General features: G+C 60.7%; 17 protein-coding genes and 1 pseudogene. 14 read left to right on the forward strand and 4 right to left on the reverse strand.

The window, feature by feature from the left end; all coding sequences use genetic code 11:
* Window position 1 precedes the first annotated feature (1 nt).
* The 14 genes and pseudogenes from ispG (at window position 2) to PCA31118_RS27670 (ending at window position 14,609) form a co-directional block, all read left to right on the forward strand.
* Complete coding sequence (gene ispG / locus PCA31118_RS14855; protein WP_150625917.1) at window positions 2–1,282, forward strand: flavodoxin-dependent (E)-4-hydroxy-3-methylbut-2-enyl-diphosphate synthase; 1,281 nt, start codon at window positions 2–4, stop codon at window positions 1,280–1,282.
* Window positions 1,283–1,344: 62 nt separating this feature from the next.
* On the forward strand, window positions 1,345–2,721 hold the full coding sequence (gene hisS, locus PCA31118_RS14860) for a histidine--tRNA ligase (RefSeq protein WP_150625918.1): 1,377 nt from the start codon (window positions 1,345–1,347) through the stop codon (window positions 2,719–2,721).
* 32 nt (window positions 2,722–2,753) lie between these two features.
* The gene (locus PCA31118_RS14865) at window positions 2,754–3,383 is read left to right on the forward strand and encodes a tetratricopeptide repeat protein (protein WP_044455385.1); all 630 of its coding nucleotides are present in this window, start codon (window positions 2,754–2,756) and stop codon (window positions 3,381–3,383) included.
* Between the two features lie 98 nt (window positions 3,384–3,481).
* A complete protein-coding gene (bamB, locus tag PCA31118_RS14870) occupies window positions 3,482–4,672 on the forward strand; it encodes an outer membrane protein assembly factor BamB (RefSeq protein WP_174990477.1) in 1,191 nt (396 codons plus the stop codon).
* A gap of 79 nt (window positions 4,673–4,751) precedes the next feature.
* Complete coding sequence (der, locus tag PCA31118_RS14875) at window positions 4,752–6,089, forward strand: ribosome biogenesis GTPase Der (protein ID WP_044455386.1); 1,338 nt, start codon at window positions 4,752–4,754, stop codon at window positions 6,087–6,089.
* 126 nt (window positions 6,090–6,215) lie between these two features.
* Window positions 6,216–6,452 carry an RNA chaperone Hfq gene (hfq, locus tag PCA31118_RS14880; RefSeq protein WP_010807283.1) on the forward strand — a complete coding sequence of 79 codons (237 nt, stop codon included), beginning with the start codon at window positions 6,216–6,218 and terminating at the stop codon, window positions 6,450–6,452.
* Between the two features lie 99 nt (window positions 6,453–6,551).
* Window positions 6,552–7,631: pseudogene (gene hflX, locus PCA31118_RS14885) on the forward strand (GTPase HflX); the annotation flags it as partial.
* A gap of 310 nt (window positions 7,632–7,941) precedes the next feature.
* Window positions 7,942–9,294, forward strand: coding sequence for an FtsH protease activity modulator HflK (gene hflK, locus PCA31118_RS14890; protein ID WP_174990478.1), 1,353 nt, complete (start codon window positions 7,942–7,944; stop codon window positions 9,292–9,294).
* 12 nt (window positions 9,295–9,306) lie between these two features.
* Window positions 9,307–10,206: a protease modulator HflC gene (gene hflC, locus PCA31118_RS14895; RefSeq protein ID WP_044455388.1), complete on the forward strand. Its 900-nt coding sequence runs from the start codon at window positions 9,307–9,309 to the stop codon at window positions 10,204–10,206.
* A 71-nt stretch (window positions 10,207–10,277) separates the two neighbouring features.
* Window positions 10,278–10,466 carry a DUF2065 domain-containing protein gene (locus PCA31118_RS14900; protein WP_052810974.1) on the forward strand — a complete coding sequence of 63 codons (189 nt, stop codon included), beginning with the start codon at window positions 10,278–10,280 and terminating at the stop codon, window positions 10,464–10,466.
* Window positions 10,467–10,505: 39 nt separating this feature from the next.
* A complete protein-coding gene (locus PCA31118_RS14905) occupies window positions 10,506–11,666 on the forward strand; it encodes an ATP phosphoribosyltransferase regulatory subunit (RefSeq protein WP_150625922.1) in 1,161 nt (386 codons plus the stop codon).
* Window positions 11,667–11,739: 73 nt separating this feature from the next.
* Window positions 11,740–13,080 carry an adenylosuccinate synthase gene (locus PCA31118_RS14910; RefSeq protein ID WP_150625923.1) on the forward strand — a complete coding sequence of 447 codons (1,341 nt, stop codon included), beginning with the start codon at window positions 11,740–11,742 and terminating at the stop codon, window positions 13,078–13,080.
* Window positions 13,081–13,107: 27 nt separating this feature from the next.
* Window positions 13,108–13,644 (forward strand): phosphoribosyltransferase, encoded by a 537-nt coding sequence (locus tag PCA31118_RS14915; protein WP_044455391.1) that lies wholly within the window; start codon window positions 13,108–13,110, stop codon window positions 13,642–13,644.
* A gap of 452 nt (window positions 13,645–14,096) precedes the next feature.
* Complete coding sequence (locus PCA31118_RS27670; protein WP_174990479.1) at window positions 14,097–14,609, forward strand: DUF4189 domain-containing protein; 513 nt, start codon at window positions 14,097–14,099, stop codon at window positions 14,607–14,609.
* A gap of 101 nt (window positions 14,610–14,710) precedes the next feature.
* On the opposite strand, the gene PCA31118_RS14925 is transcribed toward PCA31118_RS27670, so the two are convergent.
* The 4 genes from PCA31118_RS14925 to PCA31118_RS14940 form a co-directional block, all read right to left on the reverse strand.
* Window positions 14,711–16,789: a M3 family metallopeptidase gene (locus PCA31118_RS14925; RefSeq protein ID WP_150625925.1), complete on the reverse strand. Its 2,079-nt coding sequence runs from the start codon at window positions 16,787–16,789 to the stop codon at window positions 14,711–14,713.
* 351 nt (window positions 16,790–17,140) lie between these two features.
* Window positions 17,141–17,992 (reverse strand): bifunctional methylenetetrahydrofolate dehydrogenase/methenyltetrahydrofolate cyclohydrolase FolD, encoded by an 852-nt coding sequence (gene folD / locus PCA31118_RS14930; RefSeq protein ID WP_150625926.1) that lies wholly within the window; start codon window positions 17,990–17,992, stop codon window positions 17,141–17,143.
* A gap of 257 nt (window positions 17,993–18,249) precedes the next feature.
* Entirely contained in the window at window positions 18,250–18,918 is a 669-nt protein-coding gene (locus tag PCA31118_RS14935) for a response regulator transcription factor (protein WP_150625927.1), read from the reverse strand.
* Window positions 18,915–21,398 carry a PAS domain S-box protein gene (locus PCA31118_RS14940; protein ID WP_246190236.1) on the reverse strand — a complete coding sequence of 828 codons (2,484 nt, stop codon included), beginning with the start codon at window positions 21,396–21,398 and terminating at the stop codon, window positions 18,915–18,917. The genes PCA31118_RS14935 and PCA31118_RS14940 overlap by 4 nt, the downstream gene beginning before the upstream one ends.
* Window positions 21,399–21,615: the final 217 nt, after the last annotated feature.

The raw sequence follows: 21,615 nt of genomic DNA on the forward strand, positions 1-21,615 counted from the left end.
CATGGCTTCTGTAGAATGCATGCCGATCATCGGTGGTCCGGCGCCTCGTCGTCAGTCCCGCAAGGTCGGGATTCGCTGGGGCGGCCAGCTCGTGACGGTCGGTGGCGATTCGCCGATTCGCGTGCAGTCGATGACCAACACCGACACGGAAGACGTGATCGGCACGGCCATCCAGGTGAAGGAACTGGCGCAAGCCGGCTCGGAGTTGGTGCGTATTACGGTGAATACGCCGGAAGCGGCGGCCGCCGTGCCGGAGATTCGCAACCAGCTCGACCGCATGGGCGTGATGGTGCCGCTCGTCGGCGACTTTCATTACAACGGTCATACGCTGCTTGCCGATTATCCGGACTGCGCCGAAGCCTTGTCCAAGTACCGCATCAACCCGGGTAACGTCGGCAAGGGCGCGAAGCGCGACACGCAGTTCTCGCAAATGATCGAGATGGCGATCAAGTACGACAAGCCGGTGCGTATCGGTGTGAACTGGGGCAGCCTGGATCAGTCGTTGCTGGCACGCATCATGGACGAGAACGCAGCGCGTGCCACGCCGTGGGACGCGCAAAGCGTGATGTACGAAGCGCTGATCACGTCGGCGCTCGAATCGGCCGAGCTCGCGCAGCGCGTGGGCTTGTCGGCCGACAAGATTTTGCTCTCGTGCAAGGTGAGCGCGGTGCAGGATCTGATCGCCGTGTACCGCGAGCTTGCCAAACGTTGCGACTACGCGCTTCACCTTGGCCTGACCGAAGCCGGTATGGGGTCGAAGGGAATCGTTGCATCGACGGCTGCCCTGTCGGTGCTGCTGCAAGAGGGGATTGGCGACACCATCCGTATTTCGCTGACGCCCGAGCCGGGTGGCGCGCGTACGGGCGAAGTCGTGGTCGCGCAGGAAATCCTTCAGACGATGGGCCTGCGTGCCTTCGCACCGATGGTGATCGCTTGCCCGGGTTGCGGGCGCACGACCAGCACGGTGTTCCAGGAACTGGCTGCGAGCATTCAGAAATATCTGCGTGAACAAATGCCTGTGTGGAAGGCTCAATATCCGGGCGTCGAGAACATGAACGTCGCCGTGATGGGCTGCATCGTGAATGGCCCGGGCGAGTCGAAGCACGCCAACATCGGCATCAGCTTGCCGGGGTCGGGCGAATCGCCCGCTGCGCCGGTTTTCGTCGATGGTGAAAAGGTGCGTACGCTGCGCGGCGAGCACATCGCCGAAGAGTTCCAGCAGATCGTCGACGATTACGTGAAGACGCATTACGGCCAAACGCAAGGCGCGGTTGCCGCGTAACACGGCAATTCGGCAGGAGGCGGGCAGCGAGCGGGCTGCCCGCCGGCAGAACACAAGAGAATATGACTGACGCAAAGAAGAATCGCCCCGCCAAACTGGCCGGGGTCAAAGGCATGAACGATATCCTCCCGCAGGACGAAGCCCTGTGGGAGTTCTTCGAGGAATCGGTGCGCGCGATGCTGCGCGCTTACGGCTACCAGCAGATTCGTACGCCGATTCTCGAACACACGCAGCTGTTCACGCGCGGCATCGGTGAGGTCACCGACATCGTCGAGAAGGAGATGTACAGCTTCACCGATTCGCTCAATGGTGAGCAGCTCACGATGCGCCCCGAAGGCACGGCGGCGGCCGTTCGCGCGACGCTCGAACACAACTTGCTGTACGGTGGCCCGAAGCGCCTGTGGTACTTCGGCCCGATGTTCCGTCACGAGAAGCCGCAGCGCGGGCGCTATCGTCAGTTCCACCAGGTTGGCGTCGAGGCGCTCGGCCTGGCAGGGCCCGATGCGGATGTCGAAATCATTCTGATGTGTCAGCGCCTGTGGGACGATCTCGGCCTGACCGGTATCCATCTGCAACTGAATTCGCTGGGGCAGGGCGAAGAGCGTGCGCGTCATCGTGCCGATCTGATCGCCTACCTCGAGAAGCACGCCGATTTGCTGGACGAGGACGGCAAGCGTCGTCTGTACACCAACCCGCTGCGTGTGCTCGATACGAAGAACCCGACGATGCAGGCGATGGTCGAAGGTGCGCCGAAGCTCATCGATTACCTCGGCGAAGCATCGATCAAGCACTTCGAAGGCGTACAGTCGCTGCTCAAGGCGAACAACATTCCGTTCACGATCAATCCGCGTCTGGTGCGCGGGCTGGATTATTACAATCTGACCGTGTTCGAATGGGTGACCGACAAGCTCGGTGCGCAGGGTACGGTGGCCGGTGGCGGTCGTTACGACCCGCTCATCGAGCAACTGGGTGGCGATGCCACGCCGGCGTGCGGCTGGGCGATGGGCGTTGAACGCATTCTCGAACTACTGCGCGAAGACGATCTGGTGCCGCAGGCCGAAGGCGCGGATGTCTACGTCGTGCATCAGGGCGAGTCGGCCGTTGCGCCCGCGCTGATCGCCGCTGAGCGCATGCGCGATGCCGGTCTGAACGTCGTCTTCCATTGCAGCCCGGATGGCAAGAGCAGCAGCTTCAAGTCGCAGATGAAGCGCGCGAATGCGAGCGGCGCGAACTTCGCGGTCATCATCGGTGAAAACGAGGTGGCTTCGGGGACTGCCGAGGTCAAGCATCTGCGTGCGGCCGATCAGACGAACAATCAGGCGAGCGTGCCGTTCGACGGGCTGGCCGAGTACCTGATCGACGCCATTGTCGCGAGCGCGGACGAGAGCGTGAACGAAAGCCTGGGCGATAACGGCCCGGGCAACGAAACCCTTCATTAATTCAAGACGCCAGACACGGAGAATACCGGCGAATGAGCAGCTATCACGAGGAACAGGAACAGATCGAGAACGTAAAGGCCTGGTGGAAGCAGTACGGCAATTACGTTATCTGGACGCTCGTCGTCATCATGCTGGCCTATGGCGGCTGGAATCTGTGGCGCTATTACGAACGCAAGCAGACGGTGGAAGCCGGTGTGCTCTATGGCGAACTGGAAAGCGCGGTCGATGCGAAGGACAAGGCGAAGGTCGCGCGAATTGCTTCCGACATGGAGAGCAAGTTCAGCGGCACGCCGTACGCTCAGATGACAGCGCTGCTTGCCGCGAAGACGCTCGCGGATGCTGGCGACGCCGCAGGGGCGAAGGCACAACTCCAATGGGCCGTGTCGAACGCCCGGGACGACGAGTACAAGCAACTGGCCAAGCTGCGTCTGGCCGGCGTGCTGCTCGACGAGAAAGCGTATGACGAGGCGCTCAAGTTGCTCGACAACCCGCCAGCACCTTACGCCGGACTGTTTGCCGATCGTCGTGGCGACGTGCTCGTCGCACAGAGCAAGGTGGCCGACGCCAAGACCGCTTACAAGCTTGCGCTCGACAAACTCGACAAGCAGGATTCGGGCATGCGTCAGTTCGTGCAATTCAAGCTCGACGCGCTGGGGGCCTGACGCGCGTCGGCATTCCGTTGGCAAGTATTACCCTCCCATAACGCATAACCGGGTACATGATGATCCTTAACGACTTCCGTCGATCGATGCCGCAAACGATGGCTACGTCACAGTCCGTGCAGGTTGCGCCGACGGTCTCGCGCCGTGGCATTTTCAAGCGTGCGGGCACCGCCGTGATGACGCTCGCCGTGCTGGGCACGCTGGGTGGTTGCGGGCTCTTCGGCAGCAAGCCGGCGCACGAACCGACGCCGCTCACGGAGATCAAGCAGGCCTTGACCGTCAAGCAAATCTGGACGGCAAGCGTGGGCAAGTCCGGTGCGTACAGCTTTGCCCCGGTCGCGGTGGGTAGCGCCGTGTTCGCGGCGGGAGCGAACGGCAGCATCGTGCGCGTGGATGCGGAAACGGGAGCGTCGAACTGGTCGGCCAAGGCAGATACGAATATCACCGCAGGCCCGGGCAGCGACGGCGAGACGACGGTCGTTGCCACGCATAAAGGTGACGTGATCGCGTTCGATCACGATGGCAAGGCGTCTTGGAAGGCGAATGCCGGCAGCGAAGTGCTCACCGCGCCGTTGGTGGGGCGTGGTCTCGTGGTGGTGCGCGCCATCAACAACCGTGTGACGGCGTTCGACGCGGGCACCGGTTCGGTGCGCTGGTCGTATGCACAACCGGCCACGACGCTCACGTTACGCACGGGCACGGGGATGACGTTCGTGGGTGATCGCTCGGTCATCACGGGCTTCCCCGGCGGCAAGCTGGTCGCGCTTGACGCGAACACGGGCAACCCGCAATGGATTACGCCGCTGTCGTACCCGAAGGGCGTGACCGAAGTCGAGCGTGTGAATGACGTGACGGGGTCGCCGGTCGTGTTCGGGCGTCAAGTGTGCGGTGCGACGTTCCAGGGGCGTGTTGGCTGCGCCGACGTGCAGACGGGCAACGGCCTGTGGGCGCGTGATTTCTCATCCCCTAACGGGGTGTCGCAGGATGAGCGCGTGGTGGCGGCGGTGAATACCGACGGTGCCGTGTACGCGTTCAACGCTGCCGATGGCAGTACACTGTGGCAGAACGACAAGCTCAAGTACCGCGACCTGTCGGCGCCGCTGGCGCTCGGCCGCGTTGTGGTAGTGGGCGACAAGCAGGGTTATCTGCATTTCCTGTCGCGTGACAACGGTGAGTTCCTCGCCCGCGTCAAGCTGAGCGGAGCCATCAGCGCGCAGCCGGTCATCGCCGGTCAGACGCTGGTTGTGCAAACCCGCGACGGCAATATTTATGGCTTCCGTCCGGAATAACCGGTAACCGGCAAGCACCCGGGCATTTTCCGGGAACGGCCGGCAGCGCGCCGGCCGTATTCGTTTTTAGGGCTTATTCATGAAACCCGTGATCGCGCTCGTAGGGCGCCCCAACGTCGGCAAATCGACGCTATTCAACCGTTTGACCCGCTCGCGCGACGCACTCGTCGCCGACATGCCCGGGCTCACGCGCGACCGTCACTATGGCGAGGGGCGTGTTGGCGAGCATCCCTATCTGGTGATCGATACCGGCGGCTTCGAACCCGTGGCCAAGGAAGGTATCTTCCACGAGATGGCCAAGCAGACGCGTCAGGCGGTGGTCGAGGCTGACGTCGTGATCTACATCGTGGACGGCCGTCAGGGACTCACGCCGCAAGATCAGATCATCGCCGACTATCTTCGCAAGACGGGACGCAAGATCATGCTCGTGGTCAACAAGGCCGAGGGCATGAAGTACACGACGGTCGCCAACGACTTCTACGAGCTGGGTCTCGGCGACCCGCTGGCGATTTCGGCTGCGCACGGCGACGGCGTGAAGGAAGTCATCGATGAGGCGATCGCGCCGTTTTACGCGAATCCTGATGAAAACGAGGACGACGACAAGCACGATGGGCGCGTGAAGATCGCCATCGTCGGGCGTCCGAACGTCGGCAAATCGACATTGGTCAATACGCTGCTCGGCGAAGAGCGCGTGATCGCCTTCGACATGCCGGGGACCACGCGCGATTCGATTCATATCGACTTTGAGCGTCAGGGCAAGAATTACACGCTCATTGATACGGCAGGCTTGCGCCGCCGCGGCAAGGTGTTCGAAGCGATCGAGAAGTTCTCGGTTGTGAAAACGCTGCAATCGATTGCCGACGCGAACGTCGTGATTCTCATGCTCGATGCTCGCCAGGACATTTCCGACCAGGACGCCCATATCGCCGGCTTCATTCTGGAGTCGGGCCGAGCAGTCGTCGTGGGCGTGAACAAGTGGGACGGGCTGGACGAGTACACCCGTGATCAGGCCAAGCAGGAATTGGAGCGAAAGCTCAAATTCCTCGGGTTTGCGAACTTCCACTTCATTTCGGCGGCGAAAGGCACGGGCATTGGTCCGCTCATGCGTTCGGTGGACGAAGCTTACGCGGCGGCGATGAGCAAGCTGCCCACGCCGAAGCTGACCAAGGCGCTCATCGAAGCGGTGGAGCACCAGCAACCGCGCCGTTCCGGTTTCTCCCGCCCCAAACTGCGCTACGCACACCAAGGGGGCTCGAACCCGCCGATTATCGTCATCCACGGGAATAGTCTGGATGGCGTGACCGATAGCTATCGCCGGTATCTCGAGAACCGGTTCCGCGAAACTTTTAAGTTGAAGGGCACTCCATTACGCATAGAGTTCCGCAACAGCGCGAACCCTTACGCCAAGGGCGAGTGAAAGCCAGTCCAGGGCGGGGTTTTGCTGGCGACGCTAGCAAAATCGGCTATAGTGTGGAGGTCAGGGTGGGAAGCGCGCACACGCCCTGGCTTACGGTCATTTGCTAAAAATACAATGGAGTAACTTATGAGCAACAAAGGGCAACTTCTACAAGACCCGTTTCTGAACGCCTTGCGTAAGGAGCATGTTCCCGTCTCGATCTATCTGGTCAACGGTATCAAGCTGCAGGGAAACATCGAGTCGTTCGACCAGTATGTCGTCCTGTTGCGCAACACGGTCACCCAAATGGTTTACAAGCATGCCATTTCGACGGTCGTTCCTGCGCGTCCGGTGAATTTCCATCCGGAAGCCGAGCAGTCCTGATTCAGGCTCGCCCGACCGGGAGTCTCTCCGGCCGGGCGAATTTCTTCTCCCTGTCGCCCGCTCTTGTCCAACAGTCCCAACACCCATTCCCAGCGTAGCTTGACCACCAACGCCGCGCTCGTCGGCATCGATTTCGGCAAACTCGATTTCGAAGCCAGTCTCCAGGAACTCGACCTTCTGACGCAATCCGCAGGCGCCACGCCTGTCGTGACCATTACCGGTCGTCGCCACAGCCCGGACGCCAAGCTGTTCATCGGCAGTGGCAAGGCGGAAGAGTTGCGCGAAGCCATTGCGGAATTCGATGTCGAACTGGTGATTTTCAATCATGCGCTGACGCCAGGTCAGCAGCGTAACCTGGAACATCTTCTGCAACGTCGCGTCGTCGACCGTACCAGCCTGATCCTCGATATTTTCGCCCAACGCGCGAAGAGTCATGAAGGCAAGCTGCAGGTTGAACTTGCGCAGTTGCAGTATTTGTCCACGCGTCTGGTGCGCGCCTGGACCCACCTCGAACGTCAAAAGGGGGGTATCGGCCTGCGCGGGCCGGGTGAGACGCAATTGGAAACCGACCGTCGTTTGCTGGGCGAGCGAGTGAAGTCGCTCAAAGCGCGCCTCGAGAAGCTCCAGCGCCAGCACGACACGCAGCGTCGCGCGCGTCAGCGCAGCGGCACGATGTCGATCTCGCTCGTGGGCTACACGAACGCGGGCAAATCCACTTTGTTCAACGCGATGACGAAGGCCAATGCCTACGCCGCGGACCAGCTGTTCGCCACGCTGGATACGACTTCGCGTCGTGTTTATCTTGGCGATGTGGGGAACATCGTGCTGTCTGATACTGTCGGATTCATCCGCGAGTTGCCTCACCAGTTGGTGGCGGCATTCCGGGCGACCCTCGAGGAGACGGTGCACGCCGACATGCTGCTGCATGTGGTGGACGCGTCGAGTCAGGTGCGCAAGGAGCAAATGGCCGAGGTCAATGCCGTACTGGCCGAGATCGATGCGGCCGACATCCCGCAGATTCTCATCTGGAACAAGATCGACGCGGTGCCGGAACTGGCCGCGCAGGGACCGAGAATCGAACGGGACGAGGCCGGGCGTGTCACGCGTGTCTTTCTGAGCGCGCGTGCCGGCCAGGGCCTTGACCTGCTGCGCGAGGCCATCAGCGAGGCGGTTGTGGCTGGCACCGGTGGGTTACAATCGCAGCACGAAGCGCCCGATGTCCGGCTCATCGACCGTTGGGACGATGTGCCGCGCGCAGAAGACAGATAACACGAGACGTCGCACCGTGAAGGACGGGTTGCCACGGGGAATACCGGCAGCACCATCCGACGCGGGTGACGAACTGGCAAGAGACTAGACGGAGGCCGGGCAAGGTCGCCGATCGGCAAACCAGATTCGGGAACCACGCGCGAACCGGCAACATGCGCGCTCCGATGCGAGGCGCGCCGATCGCAACATCCAACCCGCTTCAGTCACCACGCTTCTACCTATGCTTCCAAGAGCTTTGATGAGACGAGTTGGCTTGATTTTCTCCCTGAACGACCCGCGCTGGGGGCGGGACGGCGGCGGTGATACGCCGTCCGGCAATCAGGAGCCGAACCGCCCGGATCGTGCGAATAATCCAAATTCGCAGGATCAAAAGGAGCCGCAGCGCGGACCGCAAGGCCCGCAGCAGGATGGCCCTCCCGATCTCGACGAACTATGGCGCGATTTCAATCGTCGCCTGAATCGTATCTTTGGCCGCAAGAATGGTGGCGGCGGTAATGGCGGCTCGAACAATTTCTCGGGTGGTTCACGCGGGTCGGGCATCGGTGTCGGCGTCGTCGTCGCACTGGCGTTTCTGATCTGGCTGGCGACGGGCATATTCATCGTCCAGGAAGGTCAGGTCGGGGTTGTGACCCAGTTCGGCAAGTACAAGTACACGACGACTTCGGGCATTCAGTGGCGCCTGCCGTACCCCTTCCAGTCGGTCGAGGTCGTGAACATGTCGCAGATTCGCTCGGTCGAAATCGGTCGTTCGAATACGATTCGCGACACCGATCTGAAGGACTCGTCGATGCTCACGGGCGATGAGAACATCATCGATGTTCGCTTCGCCGTGCAGTACCGCATCAAGGATGCGACCGAATTCCTCTTCAATAACGTGGACGCCGAATCGTCCGTCAATCTGGCGGCGCAGACGGCGGTGCGCGAGATCGTCGGCAAGAGCAAGATGGACTTCGTGCTCTATGCCGGTCGTGAGGAGATCGCCAACGAACTCGTTACTTCGATTCAGCGCATTCTGGACAGCTACAAGACGGGCATTCTCGTCACGAGTGTGACCATGCAGAGCGTGCAGCCGCCCGAACAGGTGCAGGCCGCCTTCGACGACGCCGTGAAAGCCGGTCAGGATCTGGAGCGTGCAAAGAATGAAGCGCAGGCCTATGCCAATGACGTGATTCCTCGTGCCAAGGGTACGGCGTCGCGTCTGACGGAAGAGGCCGCGGGTTACAAGGCGCGTGTGGTATCGCAGGCACAAGGGGATGCGGATCGCTTCAAGTCGGTGCAGGAAGCCTATGCCAAGGCGCCTGGCGTGATCCGCGAGCGCATGTATCTCGATACGATGCAACAGATCTACTCACGCACCACCAAGATCATGGTGGACTCGAAGAACAACAGCCTGTTGTATCTGCCGTTGGACAAGATCATGGAGCGCTCGCGTAGCGACGCGTCGACCCCTGCGCCGGCCTCCGGTGCGGCGACGGGGCCGGCAGCGGGTACGTCGGCTGCTGATGACAACAACGATGTCGACCATGATCGATCGCGCGCGGCACTGCGCAACCGCGACCGCGATTCACGCTAAGGGGATAAGCGCATGAACCGTATTGGAACCGTTATCGTCGCGCTGATCGTCTTGTTGATCGTGCTCGCCTCGACCATGTTTGTCGTGGATCAGCGCCGTTATGCCGTCGTGTTCTCGCTGGGCGAGATCAAGGACGTCTACAACCAGCCAGGCCTGAAATTCAAGTTGCCGCCGCCGCTCCAGACCGTGTTGTATCTGGACAAGCGGATCATGACCATCGACAACCCGGAGCCGGAGCGCTTCATCACGGCCGAGAAGAAGAATCTGATCGTCGACTCGTACGTGAAGTGGCGCATCATCGACCCGCGCAAGTTCTACGTGAGCTTCAAGGGCGATAACCGGCTGGCTCAGGACCGCCTGACGCAGCAGATTCGATCGGCATTGCAGGAAGCCTTCACCAAGCGCACCGTGACCGAAGTGGTCTCCACGCAGCGTGACCAGGTGATGCAGTGGGTCAAGCAGAAGGTTGGCGACGAGGCCGCACAGGTGGGTATCGAGATCGTTGACGTGCGTATGCGCCGGGTGGACCTGGCGGCCGGCATCAGTGATTCGGTGTACAGCCGCATGGCCGCTGAGCGCAAGCGTGTCGCGAACGAACTGCGTTCGACCGGCGCCGCCGAGGCCGAGCAGATTCGTGCCGATGCGGACCGTCAGCGCGACGTGGTTGTGGCTGAGGCGTATGCCAAGGCTCAGCAGGTCAAGGGTGAGGGCGATGCCGCTGCCGCCAATATTTATGCGCAGGCATTTGGCCGCGATCCGCAGTTCGCGCAGTTCTACCAGAGTCTGGAAGCGTACAAGGCGACATTCCGAGACAAGAAAGACGTGATCATTGCTGACCCGAACAGCGATTTCTTCCGATTTATGCGCGGTTCCGGTGGCGCTGGCGCATCCGCCGGAAAAGCGGGAAAATAACGCCTCTGACAACCGAGTAGCTGCCACCGCCCGCGTCAACGCGGGCGGTGGCGTTTTGGCCGAGTCCCCCAGTGACCAGCAGCACAATCATTCTCGCCTTTGCCCTCATGCTGATCGTCGAGGGCCTGTTTCCGTTCGTCGCGCCAGACCGGTGGCGGCAAAGTTTTCGTAAAATAACGGAAATGCCGTCCGGCCAGATTCGCTTCTTTGGTCTGGCCGCCGTTCTGCTGGGGCTGATCCTGATGCTGCTGGCCGATTAAAAAAGGCGCGCTCTCGCGCCGTCTGAATCCGAAATACCCATGCCGAACTGGCTACTTCCTGAAAATATCGCCGACGTGCTGCCGTCCGAGGCGCGCAAGATCGAAGATCTGCGCCGTCTCATGCTCGATCGCTTCCGTACCTATGGCTACGAACTCGTGATGCCGCCGATGCTCGAGTACGTCGAGTCGCTGCTCACCGGTACCGGCCATGACCTCGATCTGCGCACGTTCAAGCTCGTCGACCAGCTTTCGGGACGCACGATGGGCCTGCGCGCCGACATTACGCCGCAAATCGCCCGCATCGACGCTCACTTGCTGAACCGCAAGGGGGTGACACGTCTATGCTATGCGGGCAGCGTGCTGTTTACGCGTCCGCGCAATTTGCTTGCCACGCGCGAACCGTTCCAGATCGGTGCCGAAATTTTCGGTCACAGCGGTCTGGAAGCCGATCTCGAGATTCAGGAATTGCTGCTGTTCTGCCTGCAACTGGCCGGTCTGAAGCAAATTCGTATCGACCTCTGCCATGCTGGCGTGCTCGAAGCACTGCTGGAGGGGGTGCCGGCGGCGGAAGCGATCGAGAGCCAGTTGTTCGGGGCGCTCGCGACCAAAGACGTACCGCAACTGCAGGAACTCACCCGGGATCTCCCCGCGCATGTGCGCGATGCGCTGCTGAGTCTGACCACGTTGTATGGTGAGCCGGCCGATACCCTCGCCCGTGCCCGTAAGGTGTTGCCGGATCTCCCGGGCGTAACGTCCGCACTGGACGACCTTGCCTATCTGGCGGATTCGCAGGGCAAGGTCGGTCCGGCAGTGCTGTCCATCGACCTGGCCGATCTGCGCGGCTATCAGTACCACAGCGGGGTCATGTTCGCGGCGTACGTGGATGGCATTCCGAACGCGATTGCGCGTGGCGGCCGCTACGACAAGGTCGGTCAGGCGTTCGGTCGGGACCGCCCGGCAACGGGTTTTTCGCTCGATTTGCGTGAGTTGGCTGCAATTTCGCCGGTAGAAGCGCGCAGTAACGCGATTTTGGCGCCTGCGGACGACGTGCCGGGTCTGCGTGCCAAGATCGATAGCCTGCGCGATGCAGGGGAGGTGGTCATTCGGATGTTGCCGGGCCATGCACAGGATTTCGAGGAGTTCACGGGAGACCGCGTTCTCGTCGAGAAAGATGGCCAGTGGGTGGTGACGCCCCGGTGAGTTCGCTGAAAAAAGCGGCACTCGCCTGCGCCAACACGGGTAGAATACGTTTTTAACCAAACCAACTATTGTTATGTCCGGCAATGCTTTGAATCAGGGACGCAACGTCGTCGTTATCGGAACCCAATGGGGCGACGAAGGTAAGGGTAAGGTCGTCGACTGGCTGACCGATCATGCGCAAGGCGTGGTGCGTTTCCAAGGGGGCCACAATGCCGGACATACGCTCATCATTGGCGGTAAGAAGACCATCCTGCGTCTGATTCCGTCGGGCATCATGCACAAGGATGTGACGTGCTACATCGGCAACGGTGTGGTGCTGTCGCCCGAAGCCCTGTTCAAGGAAATCGAAGAGCTCGAGAGCGCCGGCCTTAACGTCTGCGGCCGTCTGCGCATTTCGGAAGCTTGTACCCTGATCCTCCCGTACCACGTCGCCATCGACCAGGCACGCGAAGCCCGTCGCGGTGCCGGCAAGATCGGTACGACCGGTCGTGGCATCGGTCCGGCATATGAGGACAAGGTGGGCCGCCGTGCCCTTCGCGTTCAGGATCTTTTCGATCCGAAGGCTTTTGCTGAGCGTCTGCGCGAAAACCTCGACTATCACAACTTCGTTCTGACCCAGTATCTGGGCGCACAAGCTGTCGACTTCCAGGAAACGCTGGACAAGATGCTGAGCTATGTCGAGCGTCTGCGTCCGATGATCGCTGACGTGTCGCAAGAGCTCTATGCGGCAAACGCTGCGGGCAGCAAGCTGCTGTTCGAAGGTGCGCAAGGCACGCTGCTCGACATCGATCATGGCACTTATCCGTTCGTGACCAGCAGCAACTGCGTTGCAGGCGCTGCCTCGGCGGGCGCTGGCGTTGGTCCGCAACAATTGCACTATGTGCTGGGCATCACCAAGGCCTATTGCACGCGCGTTGGCGCCGGTCCGTTCCCTAGCGAACTGTACGACGCTGATAATCCCGCGCGTCAGGAAGCCATTGGCCTGCAGTTGGCGACGGTCGGCAAGGAATTCGGCTCGGTGACCGGTCGTCCGCGTCGCACGGGTTGGATGGACGCCGCCGCGCTCAAGCGCTCGATTCAGATCAACGGTGTCACCGGCCTGTGCATGACGAAGCTCGACGTGCTCGACGGTCTCGAAACCGTGCGTCTTTGCGTGGGTTACAAGATCGATGGCAAGTCGGTCGACATCCTGCCGCGCGGCGCTGTGGACGTCGCTCGTTGCGAGCCGGTCTACGAAGATTTCCCGGGCTGGTCGCAGAGCACCGTCGGTGTGACGTCGTGGGACCAATTGCCGGTCCAGGCGCAGAATTACCTCAAGCGTATCGAAGAAGTGAGCGGTATTCCGATCGACATGGTGTCGACCGGTCCGGACCGCGACGAGACGATCCTTTTGCGTCACCCCTTCAAGAACTGAAAAACAGCAGGACTGGCAAGACACACCATGAATCAGCCCCAAAACGACGACAAGAACCTCTGGGTCTCGTGGGACGAATACCACCGCCTGATCGAGCGTCTGGCGCTCGCAGTCTACGAGTCCAACTGGAAGTTCGACAAGATCCTGTGTCTGGCCCGTGGCGGCTTGCGTGTGGGCGATCAGCTCGCGCGCATCTACGACGTGCCGCTCGCGATTCTGGCGACGAGTTCGTATCGTGAGGCAGAAGGCACCGTTCGTGGCGACCTCGACATCGCTCAGTACATCACCATCACGCGCGGCGAGCTGGAAGGCCGCGTTCTGCTGGTCGACGATCTGGTCGATTCGGGCGTGACGCTCGAGCGCGTTGGCAAGCATCTGAAGGAGCGTTTCCCCAAGGTGACGGACGTGCGCTCGGCGGTGCTCTGGCACAAGGCCTGCTCGAAGGTGGCGCCGGACTATGCTGTCGATTTCCTGCCGACGAATCCATGGATTCATCAGCCGTTCGAAGAGTACGACACGCTCCGCCCGCATAATCTGTCGGCTTGGATCAAGCGGGGGACCTGACCGGGTCTGAAGTATCGGGCGCGCCTCTTCGGGGTACGCCATTGGCCGGGGAGCCTCCCTCGGGCCGCATTCAGGCGGTGACATCGGAAGATGCACCGCCTGTTTTGTTTTGGTCGTTCGGCGTGTCTTGTCCCCTTGCTGTCCGTTCTCGCAGGAACCTGCACTCGTATCGAGATGACCGATGCCGAGACGCGTAAGGCGCCTCACTGCCCGAGAGACATCATAAGGACGGCAATTTCCCCTTTGCTCGGCGCTTCAGGTGTGATCCCACTGTGGTGAGATGGGGCATCGCTCCCGCCATCTCTGGAATCCGTGCCATTCATTTCTTCATGATCCGGTTGTTTCGACTTTTTCACACGGTTTGCATCGTCGGCGTCGCTGGCCTGATGGGGATGGCGAGCGCATCGAGTCATGCCGCATCTGCGGTCGCCGGCGTGCGATCAGTGAGCGGGATGCAGTACCTGTTCGTGATGAACCAGACGTCGATGGCGAAAGCCAAGCTGGCAGCCCTGGAGCGATGCAGATCCCGATTTGCGTCGGGTAGCCGAGGCGGCCGATGCGAGGTGCTGATGGCGGGAAACGGTCCGGCCTACTGGGCGGTCGTGCGTGCCAGTAACGGTGAAATTGGAATGGCGCTCGGCGACACAGAGGAAGCCGCCGTACAGGATGCACTCATCGCGTGTCAGCGGGGAGGGCAGTGTTCGCTGGAAGGCGTGCAGGTGTGGTTCGATAGCGGTCAGCGTCCTGGAAAGCGTTTGCCCCCGCCGAAAGTGGCGCAGTCGTCTCCGGTGCAGTGCAGAATCCCAACGGGCCAGGTGGTCCGAACCCGAACCCAGTGCGTCAACGGGGAGTGCATCCGAACGTACGAGAACGGTTGCACCGTTCGCTTTCAGGCCGCGAAATGTCTCGACAAGGAGACGCACAGTTACGTTTGGCGGCCGAACGGTTGTGACGACGACAGTTGAATCGGGGTGCGCCGCCGCTTCCCATTCTTGTATCGCTCTCCATACAAAGCGCGGGCGCCGACTCACGTCGAACGCCCGCTTTCGTTGGCGAGTTGCCGGCTTTAGCTTGCCGACATGCCGCTATGACGCAGCAGGGCATCGACCTGCGGCGCGCGACCGCGGAACGCGATGAACGACTCCATGGCTTCGCGGCTGCCGCCAACCGCAAGAATTTCATCGCGATAACGGGCGCCCGTTGCCGTATCGAGAACGGATCCGCTTACCTTGGCGGCTTCCTCGAATGCGGCGTAAGCGTCTGCGGACAGCACTTCAGCCCATTTGTAGCTGTAATACCCCGCTGCGTAGCCGCCGGCGAAGATGTGGCTGAACGTATTGGGCCAGCGCGAGAACTCCGCCTGCGGGGTGACATGCAGACGATCGTTGATGCGACGCGACAGCTCCAGTACGGATTCCTTGCCACGCGGGTCGAAGTCGTAATGCAGATGCATGTCGAAGTCGGAGAAAACCAACTGACGCAGCATCATCAGGCCGCTTTGGAAATTGCGGGCAGCGATCATTTTGTCGAATAGCGCGCGCGGCAATGGAGCGCCGGTATCGACGTGCGCAGTCATGTGCTCGAGTACATCCCATTCCCAGCAGAAGTTCTCCATGAATTGCGACGGCAACTCGACGGCATCCCACTCGACGCCATTGATACCTGCGACGCCGGCATCTTCGACCTGCGTCAACATGTGGTGCAGGCCGTGACCGAATTCGTGGAACAACGTGATGACGTCATCATGCGGCAGCAACGCTGGCTTGTTGCCCACCGGTGCCGGGAAGTTGCAGACAAGGTAGGCAACCGGCGTCTGCAGCTTGCCGTCGTGAAGACGCTTGCGCGTACGCGCGCTGTCCATCCATGCGCCGCCTCGCTTGCCTTCACGAGCGAACAGATCCATGTAGAACTGCGCCACCAGTTCGCCGTCGCGTTCAATACGGAAAAAGCGTACGTCCGGATGCCAGGTTTCCGCCTCTTGCGGTTCAATCGTAACGCCGAACAATGTCCCTGCCACGCGGAACAGACCTTCCAGCACCTTGGGCAATGGGAAATACTGGCGAACTTCCGTTTCCGAAAATGCGTATCGTTGCTGGCGCAGCTTCTCGGAAGCGTAGGCGGTATCCCACGGTTGCAGCGTCTCGATGCCAAGAGACTTGGCTGCGAAAGCCTGGAGCTCTTCCCAGTCTTTCTCGGCGTATGGGCGCGCACGGCGGGCAAGGTCCTCGAGGAACTCAAGGACCTGTGCCGGCGATTCAGCCATTTTGGGTTCGAGCGAGACTTCTGCGTAATTCTTGAAGCCAAGCATCTGGGCTTCTTCGCGACGCAGGGCAAGTTGCTCTACGACGATTTCGGTGTTGTCCCACCCAGGTTCGCCATCGCCGAATTTCGGGCCCAGCTCCGAGGCACGTGTGACGTTGGCGCGGTACAGCTTCTCGCGAAGCGCTCGATTGTCGGCGTATTGAAGGACAGGGAAATACGAGGGGAAATGCAGGGTGAATTTCCAGCCTTCGACGCCGTCGCGTTCAGCGGCAGCGCGGGCCGCAGCCTTGTCGTCCTCCGGAAGTCCAGCGATCTCCTGCTCGTCGGTGACGACCAGAGAGAACTTGTTGGTCGCGTCGAGAACGTGGTCGGAGAAATTCTTGGCGAGGCTCGCCTGTTCCTCTTGAATTTCGGCGAATCGAGGCTTCTTGTCCTCGGGGAGTTCTGCGCCACCCAGGCGGAACCCGCGCATTTCGTTGTCGAGGATTTTCTTACGGGCAGCCGATAGCCCGGCAAATTCAGGGCCAGCGGCAATCGCCTTGTATTTTTCGAAGAGCGCCAGGTTTTGCCCGACGCTCGCCGAAAATTCGGTCACTCGCGGCAGATTTTCGCTGTAGGCGGCACGCAGCGCCGGGGTGTCTGCGACGGCATTCAGGTGCCCAATGATCTCCCATGCGCGCCCGAGGCCTTCGGTGCCGTCTTCCACGGCGTCAAGTATGTTGGCCCAGGTTGCCGGCGTGGCCGGGTCCGCTGCTCGGTCCACCGCGGCGCGCGCTTGCTCCAGCAAGACGTCGATGGCTGGCGTCACGTGCTCGGGGCGGATGTCGGCAAAGCGGGGGAGTCCTTCGGTGTCGAGAAGAGGATTGGTTTGCGGCGTATTCATGCGTTCGTTATCCACTTGAAGGGGCTTACGAAGAGTGTGGGGGCAACCTGTGGATTTTTCCAGTCGTTTTTTTCAACTGGAACGATTGGTTGCCACGAGGGCGGAAACGCGGCGCAGCCTTGTCGGGCAAGGCATTCGCCGTCATCGCCTGACCATCTTCGCGTAATGGCGTGATGATTTGTCACTCGCTACAAACGCCTTTTTCGGGATGATCCGAGACCAGACTCGGCGTTGTCCGTCGTTCCCCGGCCAGGTTCACGGGAAACTGCCGAATGAAAAAGGCGCGCCGGCCGGTGGGCCATGCGCGCCTTGAAGAACGGCGACTAACGCGTGCCGATGATGGACGGCAGGTTAGCCCAATGCGCGTTCTGCAGCTTCGATCGTGTTGACGAGAAGCATGGTAATGGTCATAGGACCGACGCCGCCCGGCACCGGGGTAATGAAACCTGCGACGTCCTTGACTCCCTGGAAGTCGACATCACCGCAGAGCTTGCCTTCGTCGTCACGGTTCATTCCAACGTCGATCACGGCAGCGCCCGGTTTGACCATGTCGGCGGTGACGATATTGCGCTTGCCCACGGCCGCCACGATCACGTCCGCGTTGCGGGTGTGTGCGGCTAGATCGCGCGTCTTGCTGTTGCAGATCGTGACGGTGGCGCCGGCTTGCAGCAGCATCATCGCCATCGGCTTACCCACGATATTCGACGCGCCGATCACCACCGCGACAGCGCCCCGGAGGGGGAACTGCACCGACTCCAGCATCTTCATGCATCCGTACGGCGTGCAGGGGCGGAATAGCGGCGCGCCTGTCATTAATGCACCAGCGTTCGACACGTGAAAACCGTCGACGTCCTTTTCCGGGGCAATCGCTTCCAACACCTTGTGGCTGTCAATGTGCTTCGGCAGCGGCAGTTGCACGAGAATGCCGTTGATCTTCGGATCGCGATTCAATTCGTCAATGCGAGCGAGCAGAGCGCTTTCGGTCAGGTCGGCCGGATAACGGTCGAGTGAGGAATACAGCCCGTTGTCTTCGCAGGCCTTGACCTTGTTGCGTACATAGACCTGACTGGCCGGATCATCGCCGACGAGGACGACGGCGAGGCCCGGTTGATGGCCGCGAGCGGTGAGGGCAGCAGCGCGTGTGGCGACTTCGGCGCGAATGCGTTTGGCGAGGGCGTTGCCGTCGATGAGGGTGGCAGTCATGATGCGTGGGTGTCGTATGAAGAATGGGGGCTGGCCATGGGCCGGGTGCGGCGGTGCGCGTCAAGCGGCGGTGACGAACGCAAAGACCGTATTATAACGGCGCGCGGAGGTGCGCGGGAGAGCCCGGCGCAAGGGGCACGACGGAAGCATCTCGATGCTCATCAAGGCAGACGACCGGCATTGCACCGGTCGGTCGGCTGGTTCAGGCGCTGGCCGAAGGACGGACGCAGCGCCGACTCAGCGGCACATCAGAAAACTCAAGGGCGAGGCGACCCGCTGGAGCGCTTGGACAGGGCGAGGCGAAGCAGATCGGCAACGGTGTTGACGTTCAGCTTCTCCATAATGTTGGCGCGGTGCGCCTCGACCGTCTTGATACTGATACCCAGATCATCGGCGATCTGTTTATTCAATCGACCAGCGATGATGCGTTCCAGCACCTGATGCTCGCGGCTGGTGAGTTTCCTGAGTAATTCTTCCGCGGCTTGTTGTTCCCGATGGCTGCTCGCTTCCTGCCGAGCCTTCGACAGCATCTTTTCGACCTGCAGGCGCAGTTCGGCTTCGTCGAAGGGCTTCTCGATGAAGTCCATGGCCCCTTTCTTCATCGTTTCGACAGCCATCGGCACATCGCCGTGGCCCGTCACGAAAATGATCGGGAGATTGATGTTTTGCTCGATCAGCGCGTCCTGGAGTTCCAGGCCGCTCATGCCGGGCATGCGTACGTCGAGAATCAGGCAACCCACCAGATTGTTTGGCCGGTTGCTTTGCGTGACGTCAGCGCAGAACCGCAAGAAATCGTCTGCACTGCCAAATCCTCGCACGTGATAGCCGTTGGCTTCCAATAGCCAGCGAAGCGAGTCGCGGACCGCCTCGTCGTCATCGACGACAAAGACAGTTTCTTGATCAGTATTGATGTTGGGTGTCGTCATAGTCCTCCCCCGGATCCGGATGTCGTATCGCTTTCTAACGGTAACAGAATACAAAAAGTACAACCATTCCGCACGCCGTCGATTTCATTGTTTTCTACCCACAGACGGCCGTGGTGCGATTCGATGATCGAGCGGCAAATGTTCAGGCCCATGCCCATGCCGTCCGATTTAGTGCTAAAGAAAGGTTCAAACAGTCGTTCGATCGTCGCCTCGTCGACGCCCGGTCCGTGGTCGGATACCTGGAACTCGATGGACTTGTCGCGTCGTTCTACGTGTAAACGGACGGTCGGATCACGGCGTTGACCGGGCGGAGGCGTGTACCCGTGCATGGCCTCCGCGGCATTCTTGAGCAAGTTCATGAGGACCTGTTCGATCAGCACCGGATCGACGTTGATCTGTGGCAGTCCTGCCGGAAGTTCCGTCACGATGCGAATGCGACGCTTGCGTGCCTCGATCTCCGCCAGACCGACTGCGTCCGCCACGATTTCATAGATGGAAGACGGTTGACGCTTCGGTTCGCTGCGTTTCACGAACGCGCGAATGCGTTTGATGATCATGCCCGCGCGAACTGCCTGCTGTGACGTTTTTTCGAGGGCGGGAAGCAGCGTTTCCGGTGATGTTCTTCCCGCGCGCACCAGCGCAGCGGTGCCCATGCAATAGTTATTGATGGCCGCGAGTGGCTGGTTGAGCTCGTGAGCGAGCGAAGAGGCCATCTCGCCCATCGTCGTCAGACGTCCCGTGAATTGCAGTCGCTCTTCTTCCTGACGCGCCAGTTCTTCCGCGTGACGACGTGCGGTAATGTCCGTAGCAACCTGCAATTGCGCGAGATGCCCGTCCACCCACTGAATGTACTGGCGTCGGACTTCAAACCATTTCTGATGCGTCGGCAGGTAAATTTCCTGCGTTTCCGCAGCCGTGTCCGTCAGCGAGGCGGCGGGCAGACCGGCGAATGCGTCGACCATGTCGATGTGATCGAGCGAGGTCGGGGAAAGCTCTCCGCCGCCTGACAGTTCGAGGTGACCTTCCGGTCGTGTGCCGAACAATTGTCGGTAGTAGCGGTTGGCGAAGAGCAACTCCGCTTTGTCGACGGCAAGCACGGACACCGACGCGTCGAGGCTCTCGAGCACGGTCGTGAATCGCTCATGGGCGGCGGCGAGTTCCTCGCGCGCTCGCTTGGGTTCGCTGATGTCGGTGAGTGACGACATCCAGCCGGTCTGGCGGCCATGCGCGTCCACGAGCGGCGAGACGAACATGCGGGCATAGAAAATCGTGCCGTCCTTGCGCTGAACGCGAATCTCGAAGCCATGGGACGGGGCTTTGCCGCGCAGTGTCATGTCGATACGGCGCTGCATCTCGTGAATGTCGTCCTTGGGCCAATAAGGATAGGGCGGCGCACGGTTCATCAGGTCGGGTTCGTCCCAGCCCGTCATGCGGCAAAACGCAGGGTTCACGTACGTGATATGTCCCTGAAGATCGAGCACCCGCATGCCGATCACGATGGAGTTTTCCATCGCCCGGCGGAATGACGTTTCGTTGAACAGCGCCTGCTGCGCCTCGAATCGCTGGCGCGTGTGACGCCAGAGACTCCACAGACTCCAAAGCACGAAGCACGACAAGCCGGCGATAAGCCAGACCAGCGTGTTGTTCACGAAATTGCCGACGGCGGGATAAGAGTAGATGCGTACCGCCAGGCTGTGCCCCGGCGGGTCAAGCAGCAATTCGTAGGAGACGTCGCGCGGCAATGGTGGCCGGGTGGACGTGGTGGCCAGCTCGTTGTTGTGCGTGTCGATGAACGACACTTTGAACTTGTCGCCCAACTCTTGTGGAAGCTCGTGGATCAACAAGCCCTCGACGGAATACACCGCGCTGATCGTGCCGAGAAACTCCCGCTCTCGCAGCACGGGGACTTGCACCACGATGTAACTGGCGCCGGACGCGTCGTAGATGAGCGTCGAGTATGCAGATCGGCGTGAATCGCGTGCGGCGCGAAACGCGACCAGCAGTTCGTCTTCCATCGGATGCTGCGCGGATCCTTGGAGACGAGAGGCGAAAGGCGAGTCCGCCGGAACTGCCCACCTTGGCCGTTGCGAGGCGTCGAGCCAGTTCATGAAGACAATGTCTGCATGATTCTGCATCAGCTCGCTCGCCGTATTCTGGAAATGCGCGATGTCCTGCGGTTTGGCCGCCGTATCGCGGGCCAGGGAACTGATCTGGTCCTGAATGGCCAGCATGTTCAGGCGTATCTGCTGCTGGGCCCACGCAACGTTTCGATAAAGCGTGTCCTGCTGTTGCTCCGTCTCCCGGCGATTCAGGCTCCAGAGGATCAAACTCATGACGACGAGGAAGATCACAATGGAGACGAGCGGCACCAACAAGTAGTAGTGCGACTCCGCGAACCCCTGCAACCAGCGGTTGGAACGGGCGGGCGTAGCAGCGGACCGGGACGGTGGGGAGGAGTTTGCGAGGCGTGGCGAAAGCATGGCGAGATTGTAGCGCAGGCCGGCACGTTTCCCGCTGTCATAGTGGGTGGTGCGCCGCTTTTCGGAAGTGTCCGATCTTTTTGGTAAGAAGGCCGCTCAAAGTCGTGATGAGACCGATCGGTACGGCTGAAATTCGTGGTCTGATGGTTTCGGCAACCTATTGATTTTATGTGCACTGCAGCAGAATTCCGCATTATGAAAATTGCTATCGTAATCT

The sequence above is a fragment of the Pandoraea captiosa genome, assembly GCF_902459775.1.
In the GTDB taxonomy this organism is placed as follows: Bacteria; Pseudomonadota; Gammaproteobacteria; order Burkholderiales; family Burkholderiaceae; genus Pandoraea; species Pandoraea captiosa.

Coding starts and splice junctions, on each gene's coding strand:
- ispG (WP_150625917.1), top strand. CDS start 2: ATGGCTTCTGTAGAATGCATGCCGATCATCGGTGGTCCGGCGCCTCGT.
- hisS (WP_150625918.1), top strand. CDS start 1,345: ATGACTGACGCAAAGAAGAATCGCCCCGCCAAACTGGCCGGGGTCAAA.
- PCA31118_RS14865 (WP_044455385.1), top strand. CDS start 2,754: ATGAGCAGCTATCACGAGGAACAGGAACAGATCGAGAACGTAAAGGCC.
- bamB (WP_174990477.1), top strand. CDS start 3,482: ATGGCTACGTCACAGTCCGTGCAGGTTGCGCCGACGGTCTCGCGCCGT.
- der (WP_044455386.1), top strand. CDS start 4,752: ATGAAACCCGTGATCGCGCTCGTAGGGCGCCCCAACGTCGGCAAATCG.
- hfq (WP_010807283.1), top strand. CDS start 6,216: ATGAGCAACAAAGGGCAACTTCTACAAGACCCGTTTCTGAACGCCTTG.
- hflK (WP_174990478.1), top strand. CDS start 7,942: ATGCTTCCAAGAGCTTTGATGAGACGAGTTGGCTTGATTTTCTCCCTG.
- hflC (WP_044455388.1), top strand. CDS start 9,307: ATGAACCGTATTGGAACCGTTATCGTCGCGCTGATCGTCTTGTTGATC.
- PCA31118_RS14905 (WP_150625922.1), top strand. CDS start 10,506: ATGCCGAACTGGCTACTTCCTGAAAATATCGCCGACGTGCTGCCGTCC.
- PCA31118_RS14910 (WP_150625923.1), top strand. CDS start 11,740: ATGTCCGGCAATGCTTTGAATCAGGGACGCAACGTCGTCGTTATCGGA.
- PCA31118_RS14915 (WP_044455391.1), top strand. CDS start 13,108: ATGAATCAGCCCCAAAACGACGACAAGAACCTCTGGGTCTCGTGGGAC.
- PCA31118_RS27670 (WP_174990479.1), top strand. CDS start 14,097: ATGCAGTACCTGTTCGTGATGAACCAGACGTCGATGGCGAAAGCCAAG.
- PCA31118_RS14925 (WP_150625925.1), bottom strand. CDS start 16,789: ATGAATACGCCGCAAACCAATCCTCTTCTCGACACCGAAGGACTCCCC.
- folD (WP_150625926.1), bottom strand. CDS start 17,992: ATGACTGCCACCCTCATCGACGGCAACGCCCTCGCCAAACGCATTCGC.
- PCA31118_RS14935 (WP_150625927.1), bottom strand. CDS start 18,918: ATGACGACACCCAACATCAATACTGATCAAGAAACTGTCTTTGTCGTC.
- PCA31118_RS14940 (WP_246190236.1), bottom strand. CDS start 21,398: ATGCTTTCGCCACGCCTCGCAAACTCCTCCCCACCGTCCCGGTCCGCT.